Here is a 16,417-nt window from a genome sequence, read left to right on the forward strand (position 1 = left end):
GAAAATTATCGCCCGCAACGGTAGTAGTTTGCGTGACAGTGTAACGGGATGTACAGTTCAGATGCCATCCAAAAAAGTTAACAATTAGTGTAAAAGTGGTAGAGCAAGATGGAATCTGGCATATCTTTCTCCTCGGACCCAACCATAACTTTCTTCTCAAATGGACCTGTTCGAAAAGAAGCGCTGGACCCGATAGTAGCAGAGGCGGAGAGACGAGGATACGACACAGTGTTCGAAGAAGACCTATCAGCTGAAGCAGAGGTAGGAATCTATAACGAGCACACATACCGGATACAGGAAGTCAATGCAGCGCTGTCTGTGATTGGATTTCATAGTATCGATTGTCCCTACAAAGGAGACCACTGGATCGGTGAGCCATGGGATCAGTTCGATATTGGGTTCGTTCCCGGCGCTGCAACTGGTGAGAAGTGGGTGAGAAATTCTTGGTATCCGAAGGCAAGACCGGATATAGGTCTGTTCGAGGTCGGCTGGCCGAAATCCGACGACGTGTTTTCAGACTCGTTTCAGCAACGATTGGAAGCGATCCGGACGGAATATCGGGTTCCTGAGGGAAGTTCAGTCATGTTTACACCCTCGTATCCATCGACTGAAAAACTGCGCGAGTTTTTATCGGCAACTGAAAAGTACGACAACAGGCTGGTAAAGCTCCACCCGAGTCACAATAACAGAGAGATTGCCCAAGGGGTGAAAACTGATGACGTTATTTTCCTTGACGAAAATAAAAAGATAATGGAATGTCTGTCGATAGCAGATGTCTCTGTCTCCGATGAGTCCAGTGTGATTCAGGAGTCGATACTAACAGGAACGATCCCAGTGTCCGTAACCGATTGGATGATCGGATCGAATAGAGACAAAAAGCCGAGTGCACGGATGCCGGGTTTTGCAATTCAGACACCCCGGAGTAACCTCGGAAGTACGTTGAGTTCATTGGTTGACGACCTCGAGGCCCACCGCGAACAGCTCCTCGAACAACGAGACCACCATTTCGCGAACGTCGGCTCGAGTGCAGCGGTAGCGATGGACGTCATCGAAGCAGTGATACACGACGACCCACTCCCAGTTGCACCTCTCGAGCCGGAGTATTCCCTTCCAGCACACATCTACGGAATTGCGAGAGCAAACGTGGTGGACCACACGCCGGAGGCACTCAAAGATGTACTTCGCCGCTCCGGCACCGAACGAGTGTTACAGTACATTGACGATCGATCCATCAGGTGAACTCACGAACCGAAGGCAGTGAGGTGATTCGATCCCCGGTCAGGTGGCTATCTCTTGCCGTTTGATAGTCGGGATCGACGCGGTGGGATCCGTTTGATAATGTGAGTGGCGGATACGAATCTTTGCAGGGATGCGTTCGAGGTCAAAAACTTTCGCAATCGATAGGCGGTGGGCCCCATCGCGGCGGATTAACTCGCCATCTCTCCCGACATGGACCTCGATCGGGTACGATAGGTCGTAGCCGTTGTGTCTGATATCCTCGACAGGTCGTCGTATTTGGACAGTTCAGTAGTCTCACGTGTGGAGTGATCCTGTCGGTGGTTGTGGTATGTCGTCTCTCCCCATGGACTACCCTTCGAAAAATGCGATACGAAGCTCTGGTGAACGAAATGTGGATCGAATCTAGATTTTAGCTGATCCCACTCGCCACCGAGGACGCGATATCGAGGAACCTCTCCAAAATTATCACTGATGTCAGATAAACTGATTGAGTGGTTTATATTTTCGGGGTTGGCCTCAATGATCTCGGCAGGCCTCGGTGCGGACGCACCGTATTTCAGCCGATAATAGATGTACCGGAGAGCATAGGACGTCGTCGTCGATAGGGTTGTAACCGGCCACTTCTGCTCAAATTGGTACCGGAGGCCGAAAATTAATCACTCAGCGTTCACATCGTTTTTATCGTTCGAACAAGAATAATGGTTACGATCAGACGGTGCGTCGAAAGACTCCACCGATTCGTGGCCGAACCCAGACCATTTTATACTTCCTCTGATGAGGAACGCCACGAACAGTATGCGCCTTGGTCAAACGTCGTTTATTCTATTCCTCTCGAAAATATTCGGATCATTTCTCGGGTTCGTCGCGACGATCTACTTCGCCAGAGTACTCGGTGAAGAGGTCCTCGGACAATACGCACTCGTCTTGACGATCGTAGCATGGGTGGGAATCGTTTCTTCGGTAGGGTTCTCGGGAGCAATCGAAAAACGAATTAGCGAAGGCGACGAACCCGACCGCTATCTCGGGGCCGGGATCGTCATTACGGGAGGAATACTGATCCTGGCAACCGTATTTGTCCTCCTGTTTCGGAGTCAGATCAATGCGTACGTTGGTGTGCCAGTTGCGGAGTTCGTCCTCTTGCTGCTGTTCGCGAGCAAGCTCAAGGCTCTGGTGAACGCTTCTCTGAAAGGGACTCATCTCGTCCACGTCTACGCGGTACTCTGGAGTGGGAAACTTCTCACGAGGGCGACCGCCCAGATTGCACTGGTCGCAATCGGGTTCGGACTCACGGGCATGCTCTATGGATACGCAATCGCCTCACTCGTGACCGCGACTGTCGGCATCTGGGTGCTGGGGTTGCGTCCGGCACGGCCGACGACGAAACACGTCCGGAGCCTGTTCGATTACGCGAAATACAACTGGCTGGGCGGAATGCAGGGAAAGACGTTCGATTCGGTCGACATCGCAGTGCTCGGGTTTTTCGTTACGCAAGGATTGGTTGGGATCTACTCCGTCGCGTGGTCTCTCGGAAAGTTTCTCGACGTCTTCGGACGGTCGATCAGCAGTACCCTCTTCCCGGAGATGAGTGAGCTATCCAGCGCAAACGACATGAAGGCCGTGGCTACACTCACCGAAGATGCGCTCAGTTATGGTGGACTCATCCTCATCCCTGGATTGGTCGGCTCACTCGTCATCGGAGACCGCTTGCTCGCCATTTACGGTGATGGGTTCGTCGCCGGTACGGAAGTGCTGGTAATCCTTATCGCCGCGTTGTTGATCTATACGTACAACAAGCAACTACTCAATACGTTGAACGCAATCGATCGACCCAATCTGGCGTTCAAAGCGAACGGAGTGTTCATCGTCTCGAACATCTCCCTCAATGTCGTACTCGTGTGGCAGATAGGATGGGTCGGGGCAGCGATTGCGACGGCCGCTTCCGCGGCTGTCAGTTTATGTCTGGCATTCCGGTACTCGAAGAGGGTAGTACCGTTCGAGATCCCCGTTCGGGAATGTAGCTACCAGTGGATCGCAGCGCTTCTAATGGGGGCTGTCGTGGAATTGAGCCGAGAATTTGGAGAGCGAAACTGGGGATGGGTTCAGGACTACAACGTTGTTTTCGTCGTGATGCTCGTCACGATCGGTGCGGGAATCTACTTTGCCACGTATTTTGCTGTCTCCCAATCGTTCAGAACCACAGTTACGAACAATCTACCGATAGAGGTACCGCTGGTTAGCGAGCGATAATCACGATGCGAGCCAGATCGCCTGATTACTCTTCAAAATCCGACCGCCGCGTCGTCGCCAAGCCATACAGATATCCGAACCCCACCGCAGCGGTAAATACGAAAATCGCGCCGAACTGCTTGAGTTTGGAAAGTGAAGGTCGACGTGCGACCGAAGCCATTCGACTCGGCACAAACTCGAGCAGTAACTGCTTTAGATACTCGTTTTTGTCGCCCGCAGCCTCCGGCAACAGCAGGTCCATGATCCGCTTGGAGTACCCCTGCCAGAACGATCGAAACACGAGCCAACGAAACTCGCCGCGGTAGTCGAAGAGCTTGTGGTTGACCACCGCCTGCTTGTTGTAGATCACGCCCTTTCCGTACGCGTTCGCCATCCGGATGCAGACGGGCGCTTCGTGGGCCTGGATGTGCCGATCTCCCTTTCGACCGGTGTTCTCGTCGTAGCCGCCGACGTTCAAAAAGACGTCCCGGCGAAACGAGATGTTCGAGCCGTACGTGTTCCGCAACTCGTCCATGTGCTCGCCCATCCCCCGCTCGTCACAGCCGACGAGCCAGTAGAACTCGGCGGGGAAGAACTCCGGCTTTTCGGTCACCCAGTCGGGTTTCGCGTGTCCGCCGACGGCTATCGCATCGGTCCCCTCGTAGACGCGGGCCAGTTCCGCGATCCAGTCGGGTTCCGCGACGGCGTCGTCGTCGATGAACGCCACGACGTCGCCGGTCGCGATCTCCGCCCCTCGAGTTCGGCTGTAGGAGATCCCCTGGTTCTCGTCGTTACAGCGAAGGACGACGTCCTCGAGGTCTCCGTAGTCCTCGCGGACGCGGTCGAAGACCGCCTCGTTGCCGTCGACGACGACGACGACCTCGAGGGGATCGTACGTCTGCGCGAGAACGCTGTCGACGCACTCGGAGAAGACGTCGTACCGTTCCATCGCGTACGTACAGACGACCGCGGAGACCTTCATCGTCGCTCGATTACCGTGAACGGTGAATAAGCCTTTTCCTTCGCACGATCGCGCCCGCGAGGAGGGTAATCGTTAATTAGACCGGAGAGTCACCGATTGCTGGTCGATTTCGGCTGGGATATGAAAACAGCGCAAGTATATGACAAGGCTTATTCTGCGCTTGGGTCTGTTGCAACCTAATGAGTACGGACACCGAGCGTGTCGAGGGAGAGACGGAGTCGTCGCTGTCTCTCCTCGAGACGTGGAATCAGTGGTATCACATCCCGATCGTCGGGGTCGTGATGCTGTTTATGTTCTCGATTCGGATTCAGGCGTACGACCGGTTCGTCACCGAGGACGGAACGCCCGCCCTGGCCGCGATCGACTCCTGGTATCACTGGCGGACGGTTCAGTGGACGGCGGAGAACTACCCGCGGACGATGCCGTACGACGTCTGGACTAGCTTCCCGTCCGGCCGATACGTCGGTCAGTTCGGCACGCTTTTCGACCAGATTATCGTCACGGTGGCGATGATCGTCGGCCTCGGCGATCCGTCGACGGAACTCCTCTATACGATCGCGTTACTCTCGGTGCCCGCGATGGCCGCTCTCGTCGCGATCCCCGTGTTTCTGATCGGTCGCCGCCTCGGGGGGACGGTCGGCGGGATCGTCTCCGTCATCCTCCTCGCGCTCGCGCCCGGGACGTTCCTCGCACGAACGACCGTCGGCCAGCTCCAACACCACGTCGCCGAAGTGCTGTTCATGGCGATCGCCGTCCTCGCCTTCATGGTCGCGCTCCGCGTGGCCGAACGGGAGCAGCCGATCTACGAACTCGTCGTCGACAAGGACTGGGACGCCCTCCGAACGCCGACCATCTACAGCGCGCTGGCCGGCATCGCACTCTCGCTGTACATCTGGGTGTGGCCGCCGGGCGTCGTCCTGATCGGCATTCTCGCGGTGTTTTTCACCGTCCAGCTCTGTCTCGACTACGTTCGAAACGTCTCGCCCGACCACGTCGCGTTCGTCGGAGCGGTGAGCCTGGGGCTCACGGCGGTGATTACGGCGCTGCTCATCGAAGAACCCGGCACGAGCGTCACGAGTTTCGGCTACCTCCAGCCGGCAAGCGCCGCGCTGGTCGCGCTCGGCTGCGTCTTCATGGCCTGGTTCGCCCGTCAGTGGAACGCCTACGACGTCGAACGGGTGTACTACCCCGCAGCCATCGCGGGCCTGATCGTGGCCGGATCCGCCGTGGTGTGGCTGGCCCTTCCCAGCGTCTTCGATACGTTTGCGGGCAATGCGATGCGCCGCGTCGTTCCCTTCGGCCAGACCGCGACGGACCTCACCATCCAGGAGGCCCAGCCGCCCGGAAACTTCAGCGAACACGTCTTCGCCGAGTTCGGGGCCGCGTTCTACACGATGCTCGCCGGCCTCGCCGTCCTGATCGCGCGTCCGTTCCTGGGTCGGGAGTTCCGGACCGAACAAACGCTGATCGTCGTCTGGTCGCTGTTCCTGATCAGCATGGCCGCGACCCAGATCCGCTTTGCGTACTACCTTGTCGTCGCCGTCGCCGTCGTCAACGCGGTGTTCATCGCGGCGACCCTCGAGTTGCTCGACTTCGATATCGACTACCTGCGAAGCGTCGAGGCGATAAAAAGCGTCGAAGCCTACCAGGTCATCGTCATCGTGATGGTCGTCCTGTTGCTGTTCGCGCCGTTGCTCCCGCCCGTCGCGGCCGACACGGACACGGCGTGGAACCAGAGCGCGAACACGGGTCCGAACCCGACCGCCCAGACGTGGGAGCCGTCGAACCACTGGCTCAACGAGAACACGCCCGAACCGGGCAACTGGGGCGGTGCGGACCGCGCCGACGAACTCGAGTTGTACGGCACCTACGAGTATCCGGAGGACGGTAATTACGACTATCCCGAGGGAGCCTACGGCGTGATGTCGTGGTGGGACTACGGCCACCTGATAACGGTACAGGGCGAGCGGATCCCCCACTCGAACCCGTTCCAGTCCGGCGCAAGATCGTCGTCGGCGTTCCTGACCGCCGAATCCGAGGAGCGATCCGAACTGATCCTCGACGCCATCGCCGCGGGCGAGTCGCCGAGCGATCACTCGAACGAGCAACTCGAGTCGATGATCGCGGACGCCGACGAGTCGGACGAGGAGATCCGGTACGTGATGGTCGACGACCAGATGGCCGGCAACAAGTTCCCAGCGATCGCGACGTGGACCGGGCCGGAGTACAACTACTACACGACGCCGGAGGACCTGAGTCCGAACGAGCCGGTCGAACGCGACGAAATCGGCGAGACGTTCGCCGACGTTCCGTACTACAACACGACGGTGGCCAACCTGTACTTCGGCGACGCCATCGGTATGGAACACTACCGGCTGGTTCACGAGAACGACGAGCGGATGACGACGTTCGTCAGTTACGCGGTCGTCGATGCAGAAACCGGCGAACTGCAGTACAACGCAGACGGAAATCCGATGGTGTCCGTCAATCAGATCCTCGATCAGCGGACGTACATACAGATGATACAGATACAGCAACATCCGGATTTCGACATCGAGGAATTCGACAGACGACAACACACTCCCGTCAAAACGTACGAACGCGTCGAAGGCGCGACGATCGAGGGATCGGTCGACGTCGAGAATACTGAGGACGCGACCGTAACCGCCGCAGTCGAGCTCGATACGGGAGGCGAACGCGGAACCTTCGACTACGTCCAGCAGGGCGAACTCGAGGACGACGGCTCCTTCGAGTTGACGGTTCCGTACGCGACCAACGACGAACTCGGCGTCGAGGACGGGTATACGAACAGCGCCGTCGAAGCGACCGAAGAGTACAGGGTGACGGTGACCGCACCGACCGATGACGGGTTCGACGCGTACGACGGAGAGGTCGACGTTCCGGAGACCGCGGTCGTCGACGGCGAAACCGTCGAGGTCACGCTCGAGGAACTCGAGTTCGACGATGCAGAGGAGATCGAAGACGAGACCGACGTCGACCCCGAAGACGACTCTGACGTCGACGACGTCGACGGCAACGAGAGCGACGGTACGGACGACGGAGCCGAAGACGTGATCGACGACGAGGCTACGGACGACGGCGACACCGCCGGATCGTTCACGCCGGTTGCCGCCGACGTGGCCGGGTAACGGGTCGAACTCGAGACGTCCCGCGGTTCGTGGTACGTATCCGTTCGCGAGCGACGGACGTAACTCCCTTCTCGAGATGGTCACCGAGGACTCGTGCGCGCGGGACTGATAACGGTACTCGGTGGTTCGTCTGTACATCTCGAGCGGATGCGTTGGCGTCCCGGAAATCGTCGACGGAGTCAGAGGCGACGGCCCACGAAGTCGTGACGGCCCGCTATAACTGAGTACTATCGACCGGTCCGCTGTTGTGCGAAAGCTCGTAGCAGTCCGGAGTGACGTCGGTCGACATCTCGAGTGTCGATATTCAGAAGGGAGACCAAAACTCCGTCCGACGTTCCCAGCCGAGTGATTCTTTTGCTGTGGTGTCGGCTGAAGCGTCGTCAACCACTTCGATGGTTCATCGTGTAGACGAGACAACACCCATTCATCAGTTCACTGTATCTGGCACTCACATAGTACGATTTCTACCCCACCATATATCGAAGTATCTTTTTATAAAAATATATAAGTAAATATAAGATAATTATATTTCCATCGGGCACATCCATTGGAATGTGATGTCCGACAAAGACAGCATGAAAGACTACCTCGCAAAGCACCCACGAATGATCGGCGTCCTGTTCACCCTGTTCGTCCTGCTCAGTCAGGCGGGTACGGCGGCGGCAGGACTCCACGGCCAGGTTGGACCGTAAAATCGAACAGTCGCTTACGAAACAGCACCAGAACTGGTTTTGCGGGCGGATTAGTCGAGTTGGGGCGAGCCGATACCGTCGTTCCACCGCAGTCGTCCATCGAGTAAGACCGGCAACTCGGTCCAGGTGAGGTACTCCTGAATGGATTGTGCGCCGACTGCCGCGTGCGGAGTGTACTTCGGTGAGAGGTGGGTGTCTGCTACCGACTCGAGATCCGAAGCGGTTGCCGTTCCGAGTTTGTACTCTTTCGTCGAGTACGAGCGAATGGCGAAACCAAACTCGTCGTCGCTCCGGCGGTCAAGATCGATGATTCCGGGCGGACCGGCGTTCGACTGGGCGATGTCGGCCGACCCGTCGCCGACGATGAGGTACTGCTCGCCGAGAGCGGTGTTTTGCTGGGCGATTTCGAGTGCCCCCCGTAGCGAAAAACCGCGGTTGAGCAGTCTCGCCAGGGCTTCGCCGGCCTCGACGGCGTCTTCGTTGATGACGTCGCTGTACGTACTCACCCCGCCGAACGCGCCGCGGCGGGTGAGCGCGAGCCCCTGCTCGTAGGATCGACAGGCGTTCAGGAAGAAGACGCCGAGGTCAATCGACTCGAGGTCGCGGACGTCGAGGTCGTCGTCGGGACAGCGGATGCCGTCTTCCGTTGCGTGGCCGATGTAGTGGAGGAAATCGTAGCCGCCGTCGGTGAGCAAGGACGCGAACTGATCGGTGTCGACGCCGAACTCCGAGCGGATTTCGAACGGGAGTTCCTCGCGGTTCCCGTAGGTTTCGTCGAGCAGATCGTGTTCGGCGATCATCCGGGCGTCGTTGCAGATCAGCAGGATCTCGATCGATTCGCTGCGGGCGTCGCGGTCGATCTGGTTTCGGTACGCTTCGATCGTCGCCTTGGAGGCGTTGTGCGGAATGGCGTCGCCGAACCACGCGTGCTCGACCGATTCGTCGACGATATCGGGGGCGACGAACGCCGTCTCCCTGTCGTGTGGCGGCGCGGAGCGATACTCCGTCGCCGAACGGACCATCTGTGCGGTCGTCGGCTCCGGTTGTGGAACCGCCTTCGGCGTCTGTCCGCGGGCTTCGCGGACGATTCCGAGTTCGTTGACGACGAACGGAATCAACTCGACGCTCTCCGGTTCGTCGGGAACGTAGGCGGTCAACGGCCAGCGCGGAACGTGCGGTTCGATAACCTCGTACGGCACCTCGAGGTATCGCTCCAGCCGGACTGGAAGCGGCTCGTCGTACGTGTCGGCGAAGTCGAACGGCAGTTTCCCTTCCAGTGTGGCCCGTTCGATGATGTCGTACTGGAAGATTCCTTCCGTCCGGGTCAGGCAATCGAGGAAGAAAAATCGCTTCAACAGCTTGGCGATTCCGTCGCCCACATTCCCCTCTTCGAGCAGCGAACGCTCGAATCGGGGCGTTGCGAGCCTCGAGTTCTCGCCTAGTCGGACCGTCGCGCCGAGGAAGAACGCGAGCGGCGCAGCCTGATAGATCGCGATTTCCTCCGGCGGAACGACGAGTTCGACCTCTCCCTCCGGCGGATCGATTTCGGACGGGACCTCGAAGCGATCGCCCAGTTCGATCAGCGGCGGATGGCCGCGTAGCGTGGGCCACGTCCGTTCCGGTGACGTCGTCTTCAGTGCCGACGGAACCGCGGATATCGCTCGAGCCAATGAGTCGAGATCGGAAGGCGTCGTTATCGTCCCGACTGGCCGATCGTGGAGCGACCGGGCACCGACTTCAACCCCGGTTTCCCGTACAAGCGATATCTGCAGCGATCTCAGATTGATATCGATCGTCCCCGGAACGTCGATCCGAACGTACAGCTTGATCGGACCACTCAGACCGATGAACTGGACGTCGTCGTCGAGTTGGACCGTATCTCCCGCCTCGAAATTCGCCTCTGCCGTCCCGGTCTCGTCGTGAAGCGTCGCGGCGTAGAGTTGGTCGAAGACGATTTCGTCCGTCTCGAGCGTACAGGTTTCGTCGACGGTAAAACAGAACTCGTCGGGGTCGATCGAATCCCTCGAGACGGTTCCGTTCGTCTGAATCTGCAGGTGCCGCTGCTCGAGGGAATCGTGTACCTCCAGGCCCGTCGGGTCCGTCGTTTCTTCGAACTCGATCGTCATGTCTCCTCGCGTCGCTACCGGACCTTTCTTGCGCACCGACAAAAAGGATACCGTCGCCGGTGTCGGCGGTTCGCCGCGTTCGTTTATCCGGGTTTCTCACGCGCCGTTCGAGCCACACGCCGGGGTGAGCGACCGGAACACGATCGCCGGAAACCGGCGTTCGATCGCACTGGGGCGGCGGCCGGTTCCGTTCGCCGGGAGCGGGACGCGTTCGATCACGCCGCGATCCGCGAGTTCGTAGAGGAAGCGCTTGACCGTCCCGGCCGTCAATGACGACTGCGCGGCGATCTCGTCCGCGACGTCGCGAACGGGACGATCGGTGGAATCGATCGTCGCGAGCACCGCCAGAACCTGCTGTCTGGTCTCCGACAGCGAGAGCGCTCGATCGACGTGGACGCAGCCGTCGGGCACGTCGGCTATCGCCCGCTCTATGTGGCGGGGTTCGATCCGGTCGGCACCCTCGCCGGTCGCAGACACCGCCGCGCCGTAGAGGCCCGCAAGCGCGTCGTGGGCGTTTCCGTCGGCCCACTCCGCCAGCTCCCGAACGGATTCGTGGTCGAGGGTTCCCGGCTCGAGGCCGGTCGAGACGCGATCGGTGACGATGTCGACGAGTCCGTGATCGCGGTAGGCCGACAGTTCGACCGTCGTCCCGCCCCAGCCGGTGGGTGCGTCACATCCGACGGCGACGGTCGAAACGTCGTCGGCGACGGGCTCGAGGTACTCTCGGGCGCGCTCGTAGGACAGCGTCTCCGGTTCGTCGTGGTGGTCGATCGCGACGACCGCCCGTCGGTCGTGGCGCGCGAGTCGTTCTCGGAGACGGTCGCGAAGCGCACCGGTTCCGATGCCGCTTTCCGGAATCGGCTCCGCCGATAGCACGGAGAGGATCGTCCGATAGAGGGCGAACTCACTCTGGATGCGACGGGCGTCGACGTAGACGAACCAGGTGACCGGATCGGTTCGGTCCGCGCGCGTCGCCGTTCGGATCGACCGGTCGTTCCCACCCAGTCGATCGTTCATCGCCGCAAAGAGCGCGACCACGACCGCCGACGTCCCCGAGCCCGTTGGGCCGGTTACCGCGACCGGCTCGGGGAGCGTCCCGTCGAACACCGGCTCGAGGGCGTCGAGCAACTGCTCGAGGACCGGACCGCGACCGACGGGCTCCGTCGGGTGGACGACCGGGCTCAGGTATTCGCGGTCGACGACGATCCCCCCGCCGTCGCGTGCGGCCCGCCGCCGGTCGATCCGCTCGGAGAGGTCCATTACGTCGACTCCGTCGCCGCGTTCGGCCCGACGAGTGCCGCCTCGAGTACCTCGAGCGTGTGCGTGATCTCGTATCCCGTCCCGTGTTCCATCTGCATCGAGCAGGTCGGACACTCCGTCAGTCCCGCCGCCGCGCCAGCCTCCGACATGTGCTCGAACATCTCTTCCCCGATCTTCATGGACGTTTCGTAGTTCTCTTCCTTCCAGCCGTAGGTCCCCGAAATTCCGGAACAGGAGTCGCCGACGTCCGTGACGTCGACGCCCTCGACGACGTCGAGCACCTCGAGGGTCTGTCCGTCGAGGCCCTGGTTTCGTGCGTGACACGGGGCGTGGTAGGCGAACTCGTCGAACTCCGGTCCGACCGACGTCCCCTCGAGTGCGGACTCGAGGTCCTCGTGAACCCGCAAGTACTCGACGGCGTCCCAGGTGTTCGCGGCGACGTCACCGGTCCCGTCGACGTCGAACAGCTCGGGATACTCCTGGCGAATCGACATCGAACAGGAGCTACAGGAGGCGACGACGTCTGCGCCGTCGTCGATCGCCGACGCGAGTTCTCGGACGTTCGTCTCGGCCGAGCGGCGGGCGTCCTCGAGCATGCCGTTCGCGAACATCGGCGTGCCGGAGCAGTGCTGTTCGGGAACCACGATCTCGTAGCCGAACCGCTCGTAGACGCGGACGAGCGCCTTCGCGACCTCCGGCGTGTTGTAGTTGGCATAACAGCCGTGGAAGTACGCGACGCGTTTGTCCGGGTTCGATACGTTCGATCCGTTCCGTTTCGCCCACCACTCCCGGAACGTCTCGGTCGCGAACTCGGGGAACTCCCGCTCGCTCGTGATCCCCAGCGTCTTCTCGCCGAGCCACCTGGTGATCGACAGCCCCATGACGACGTTCGCGGTTCGAGGGAACGCCGCGGCCAGGGGTGCGAGTCGCCGGTAGTTCGCGAGAATTCGGTTTCGAAGGTACTCCCGGGAGAATTTGGACATGTTCTGCTCGACGTACTCCCCGCGGGCCGTGTTGTGCATCTGCGAGAGGGGGACCTCGGAGGGGCAAGTGCTGTCACAGCGCATGCAGTTCGAACACTTCATCACCGATTCGTCGACGTCGTGGTCGTCTTTGCGCTTGAGCCGCCACTGTTCGGGCCCCTGGAACTTCGGCCCCGGGAACTCGTCGTCGACCTCGGCGACCGGGCAGTTCGTATCGCAGGTCGAGCACTTGTAACAGTCGTCCGCGCCCGGCCGGAGGTCCATCTCTTCGGCCTCGGGAAACACCTGGATCGGTTCGAACTCGCCGGCGTCCCGGCTTCGCTCACTCGATTCACGTTCGTCCGTCGATCGCTCTGCGTCGCTCATGATCTCTCCTCCCTCGATCGGTCGCGTTCGGGCGAACTCGAGCGGGTTCGACGGCTCGGCCCGCACGGGCCGTACTGGCTCGAGTCGCTCATCCGCTCTCCTCCGCGGCGCGGGTTCCGGTGACGTAGCCCGTCGCGATGGAGACGCCCGCGCCCGATTTCTCCGCCGCGTAGTCGTAGCCGCCGAGGACCGCCCCCGCCGCGCGAAGGTTCGCGAACTCGGGGTCGCCGTTGGCGTCGAGCGGCCGGAGTTCGTGATCCGGCGCGAGGCCGAAGCGGGCGTAGGGCTGTTCGCCGAAGACGTCGTCGACGAACCAGTCGTACCGGTCGTCGGCGTGAGGGACGTGACAGTCGAAGATCTGCTCGACGAAGCGCTCCCGGTCCGCTTCGATCCCCTTTCCGACCAGCCCCCCGGTCGCGAGGACGTACTGCTCCGCGCGGTGGGGGATCTCCGCGCCGTGTCGGTCGACGACGACGCGAGCGATCCGATCGCTGCCCCCGGCGCTCGTCTCGTAGTCGACCACCGGCACGCCCGACGTAACCCGGACGCCGGCCGCCTCGAGTGCGTCGTACAGCATCTCCTCGAGGCGGATTCCGGGGAGACTCGGCGGCCCCATCGGGACCTCGAACACGTCGACGCCGAGCGCGTCGGCCAGATCGGCCCGGACCTCGTCGGCCCGTTCGTCGCCGAGGATCGCGGGGAAGCCGACCCGCGTCTCGTCCGCGAGGCGATCCCGGACGGCCGCGGCGAGCGCGTCCCGTGAACCTATCTCGCCGCCGTCGGTCGTGATCGCGGCCTCCTCGAGCGCGTCGGCTCCCACGCGTTCGTTCCGATCGAGCAGGTGGGCGTAACGAGTCACCTTCGCGTCGTCCCGGACGATCCCGGGAAACCGCAGCGTCACGCCGCGACAGTCGAAGGGGACGCCTGCGGCCTCGAGGTGGGCCGCCGCGAGCGGCGCGTCGAAGTCGGGAAGCGTCTCGAAGCCGACCAGCAGGCCGTCACGGTCGTCGCTGGCGAGTCCCGCCGCTGCCGAGGTGGGGTAGCGAGCGGTCGGCTTGACCGTCCCGCCGTGGGTCGGGACGAGCGCGTTCCGATCGGTGTGTCCGCCCGCGTAGGCGTCGCCGACGACCCCGTCGAAGAAGTCTAGCGCCTCGCGTACGGCGTCGATTCCGACGCGCTCGTAGGGATGTCCTCGCGGAAGCCCCTCGAGCGCCGGGAACGGATCCGCAAGCGGCCCCTCGCCGTCGGGCGCGTATCCGAGCACGTCGATCAGCCCGCTGGCGTGGCGGAGCGTACTCTGTTTGTACGTCACGAGTCGAACCCGTGCTCCGCGATCCGCGTCGGCGGCTGAGAGGGCCGCTATCGCCCCCGCGAGGCCGCCGCCGATTACGAGGACGTCGTCCTCGATCGCCATCTCAGCCGTCCACCTCGAGTCGGTCGGCTCCCATCATCGGCCCTCCCCGGCGTCGAACGCCGCGTACTCGAGCGAGGCCGCGTCGGCCTCGGGATCCGACGGGTCGGCACTCGCCGGATCCCGGTCCCGGTTCATCGTCGTCGCGTGAAGCGCGTAGTTCAACATCGCCTGCGAGAGCTGTTCGCCCCAGAGGGCGTGTCGTTGCCCCTTCCAGCGCTCTTCGAACAGTTCGTCGAGGGCCCTCCGAACCGTCACCTCGTCGTAGTCGGGATGGAGTTCGTTCGCCATCGGCCCACAGCAGAAGCCGCCCTGGCAGTTACCCATCGAGGCTCGCGTGCGGATCCGAACCGCGTTCAGGTCCGACCCGGACTGTGCGATCGCGTCTCGCACCTCGGCCCGCGTCACGCCCTCGCAGGGGCAGATCACCGGGTTCGGCTCGTCCGTCTCGAGGACCGCCCGCGAGCGACTGCCGAGTCGCTGTTTGCTCCGGCGGGCGATCGGCGACCGCAGGCCGAAGTCGTCCATCCCGTCCTCGAGTCGCTCGAGGTTCTCGCTGCCCGGAAGCGGCTCCTCGGCGGTGGGACAGGCAGCGCGGACGCCGAGTTTCCCGCAGACGAAATCCGAGATCTCCTCGGCCATCGCCCTGTAGGTGGTGAACTTGCCGCCGACGATGCTGACCAGCCCGGAGACGCCGTCGCGCTCGTCGTGATCGAGCAAGAAGAAATCGCGCGTGATGTCCGTCGGATCCGCGGTCCCTCTCTCCGGCGGTTCGTACAGCGGCCGGACGCCCCAGAACGACCGGAGCGTCCGCGCCTCCGAGAGGATCGGCACGAGTTCGGAAAGCGTATCGATCATCGTGTCGACCTCCCACTCCGCTTCCGGGTAGTCGTCGGGATCCGTGACCTCCTCGTCGGTCGTCCCGAGGATGGCGGTCGTCTCGTGGGGGACGATGATGTCCGCGTCGCCTTTCGGCCGACAGCGGTTGATGACGGTGTCCACCTGCCTGACGTTCATGATCGTCATGACGCCCTTCGACGGACGCACCTCGACCTCGAGGTCCGCCATCGCGGCGATCTGGCCGGCCCACGCGCCGGTCGCGTTGACGACGTACTCGGCGGTGATCTCCTCGGTGCTCCCCGAAGTCCCGTGGTTTCGTCGGCCGGGGCCCGAGTCGTGGCGGACTCGCACGCCGTAGACGTCCGCGCCCTCGCGTAAGAGGTCGACCACCTCCGCGTGCGTTTCGATTCGCGCGCCGTGGGCCTCCGCGTCGAGTGCATTCGCGACACAGAGGCGAAACGGGTCGACCGCGCCGTCGGGTACCTCGATCGCGCGCGAGACGTCTTCGGCGAGATAGGGTTCTCTCTCGCGGGCCTCCCGGCCGGAAAGTGCGCGTGCCGGGATTCCACACTCGCGACAGCCCTCGAGTTTCTCCCGGAAGTACGAGTCCGAATCCTCCGGCCGTTTTACGAACAGCCCGCCGGTCATCTCGACGCAGTGGCCTGCGATGTTCCGAAGGATTTCGTTCTCCTCGATGCACTCGGTGGCGCTCTCCCGATCGGAGACCGCATACCGGCCCCCGCTGTGCAAGAGACCGTGCATCCGACCGGTCGTGCCGTCGGTGAGGTTATACCGCTCGACGAGGGTAACCTCGAGGCCGCGCATCGCCAGATCACGGGCGATACCACAGCCGGTCGAACCGCCGCCGAGAACGAGGACGTCTGTCTCCGTTGCCATTCCGTTGGCACAATCAGGACGCCCCGACGCTTTATTTTATCGGTGATACGGCACCACTCATAACGAATATTGTATGAACAGCTGGGGTACTGATCCGATATCGGCGCTGCAGGCAGTCGTTACGGTTCAGCCTGGCGCTCTGGATCGGTGTCGCTGTACCAGAGTCGCGTCTCCGCCGGCAGGCGACGGACGCGACCATACCAACGTTTATGCTTGTCGTCCATGTCATTTACCAGCAGTATGGTG

General features: G+C 61.7%; 10 protein-coding genes. 4 read left to right on the forward strand and 6 right to left on the reverse strand.

Annotated elements, in window-relative coordinates; genetic code table 11:
* The first annotated feature begins 108 nt into the window (after positions 1–108).
* Together EA473_RS17230 and EA473_RS17235 are read left to right on the forward strand one after the other, a co-directional pair.
* Positions 109–1,239, forward strand: a complete 1,131-nt coding sequence (locus tag EA473_RS17230; protein WP_124196888.1) for a CDP-glycerol glycerophosphotransferase family protein — start codon at positions 109–111, stop codon at positions 1,237–1,239.
* A 774-nt stretch (positions 1,240–2,013) separates the two neighbouring features.
* On the forward strand, positions 2,014–3,486 hold the full coding sequence (locus EA473_RS17235; RefSeq protein WP_243645291.1) for an oligosaccharide flippase family protein: 1,473 nt from the start codon (positions 2,014–2,016) through the stop codon (positions 3,484–3,486).
* A 25-nt stretch (positions 3,487–3,511) separates the two neighbouring features.
* Here EA473_RS17235 and aglG read toward each other — a convergent pair whose 3' ends face one another.
* Positions 3,512–4,447 (reverse strand): glucosyl-dolichyl phosphate glucuronosyltransferase, encoded by a 936-nt coding sequence (gene aglG, locus EA473_RS17240; protein ID WP_124196889.1) that lies wholly within the window; start codon positions 4,445–4,447, stop codon positions 3,512–3,514.
* A 179-nt stretch (positions 4,448–4,626) separates the two neighbouring features.
* Between aglG and EA473_RS17245 the strand changes: the two genes are divergently transcribed.
* Together EA473_RS17245 and EA473_RS23105 are read left to right on the forward strand one after the other, a co-directional pair.
* Positions 4,627–7,596, forward strand: a complete 2,970-nt coding sequence (locus EA473_RS17245; RefSeq protein WP_124196890.1) for an oligosaccharyl transferase, archaeosortase A system-associated — start codon at positions 4,627–4,629, stop codon at positions 7,594–7,596.
* A 557-nt stretch (positions 7,597–8,153) separates the two neighbouring features.
* The gene (locus EA473_RS23105) at positions 8,154–8,288 is read left to right on the forward strand and encodes a DUF7503 family protein (RefSeq protein ID WP_279387670.1); all 135 of its coding nucleotides are present in this window, start codon (positions 8,154–8,156) and stop codon (positions 8,286–8,288) included.
* 50 nt (positions 8,289–8,338) lie between these two features.
* Here the strand turns inward: EA473_RS23105 and EA473_RS17250 are convergent, their stop codons facing one another.
* The 5 genes from EA473_RS17250 to glpA form a co-directional block, all read right to left on the reverse strand.
* On the reverse strand, positions 8,339–10,414 hold the full coding sequence (locus tag EA473_RS17250; RefSeq protein ID WP_124196891.1) for a hypothetical protein: 2,076 nt from the start codon (positions 10,412–10,414) through the stop codon (positions 8,339–8,341).
* A gap of 96 nt (positions 10,415–10,510) precedes the next feature.
* Positions 10,511–11,674, reverse strand: coding sequence for a Cdc6/Cdc18 family protein (locus EA473_RS17255; RefSeq protein WP_124196892.1), 1,164 nt, complete (start codon positions 11,672–11,674; stop codon positions 10,511–10,513).
* Positions 11,674–13,023 (reverse strand): anaerobic glycerol-3-phosphate dehydrogenase subunit C, encoded by a 1,350-nt coding sequence (locus EA473_RS17260; protein ID WP_124196893.1) that lies wholly within the window; start codon positions 13,021–13,023, stop codon positions 11,674–11,676. Before EA473_RS17260 ends, EA473_RS17255 begins: the two co-directional genes overlap by 1 nt.
* Before the next feature lie 88 nt (positions 13,024–13,111).
* Positions 13,112–14,437, reverse strand: coding sequence for a glycerol-3-phosphate dehydrogenase subunit GlpB (glpB, locus tag EA473_RS17265; RefSeq protein ID WP_124196894.1), 1,326 nt, complete (start codon positions 14,435–14,437; stop codon positions 13,112–13,114).
* A 33-nt stretch (positions 14,438–14,470) separates the two neighbouring features.
* Complete coding sequence (gene glpA, locus EA473_RS17270) at positions 14,471–16,171, reverse strand: anaerobic glycerol-3-phosphate dehydrogenase subunit GlpA (RefSeq protein WP_124196895.1); 1,701 nt, start codon at positions 16,169–16,171, stop codon at positions 14,471–14,473.
* Between the last annotated feature and the right edge of the window lie 246 nt (positions 16,172–16,417).

This window comes from Natrarchaeobius chitinivorans, assembly GCF_003841505.1.
Lineage (GTDB): Archaea > Halobacteriota > Halobacteria > Halobacteriales > Natrialbaceae > Natrarchaeobius > Natrarchaeobius chitinivorans.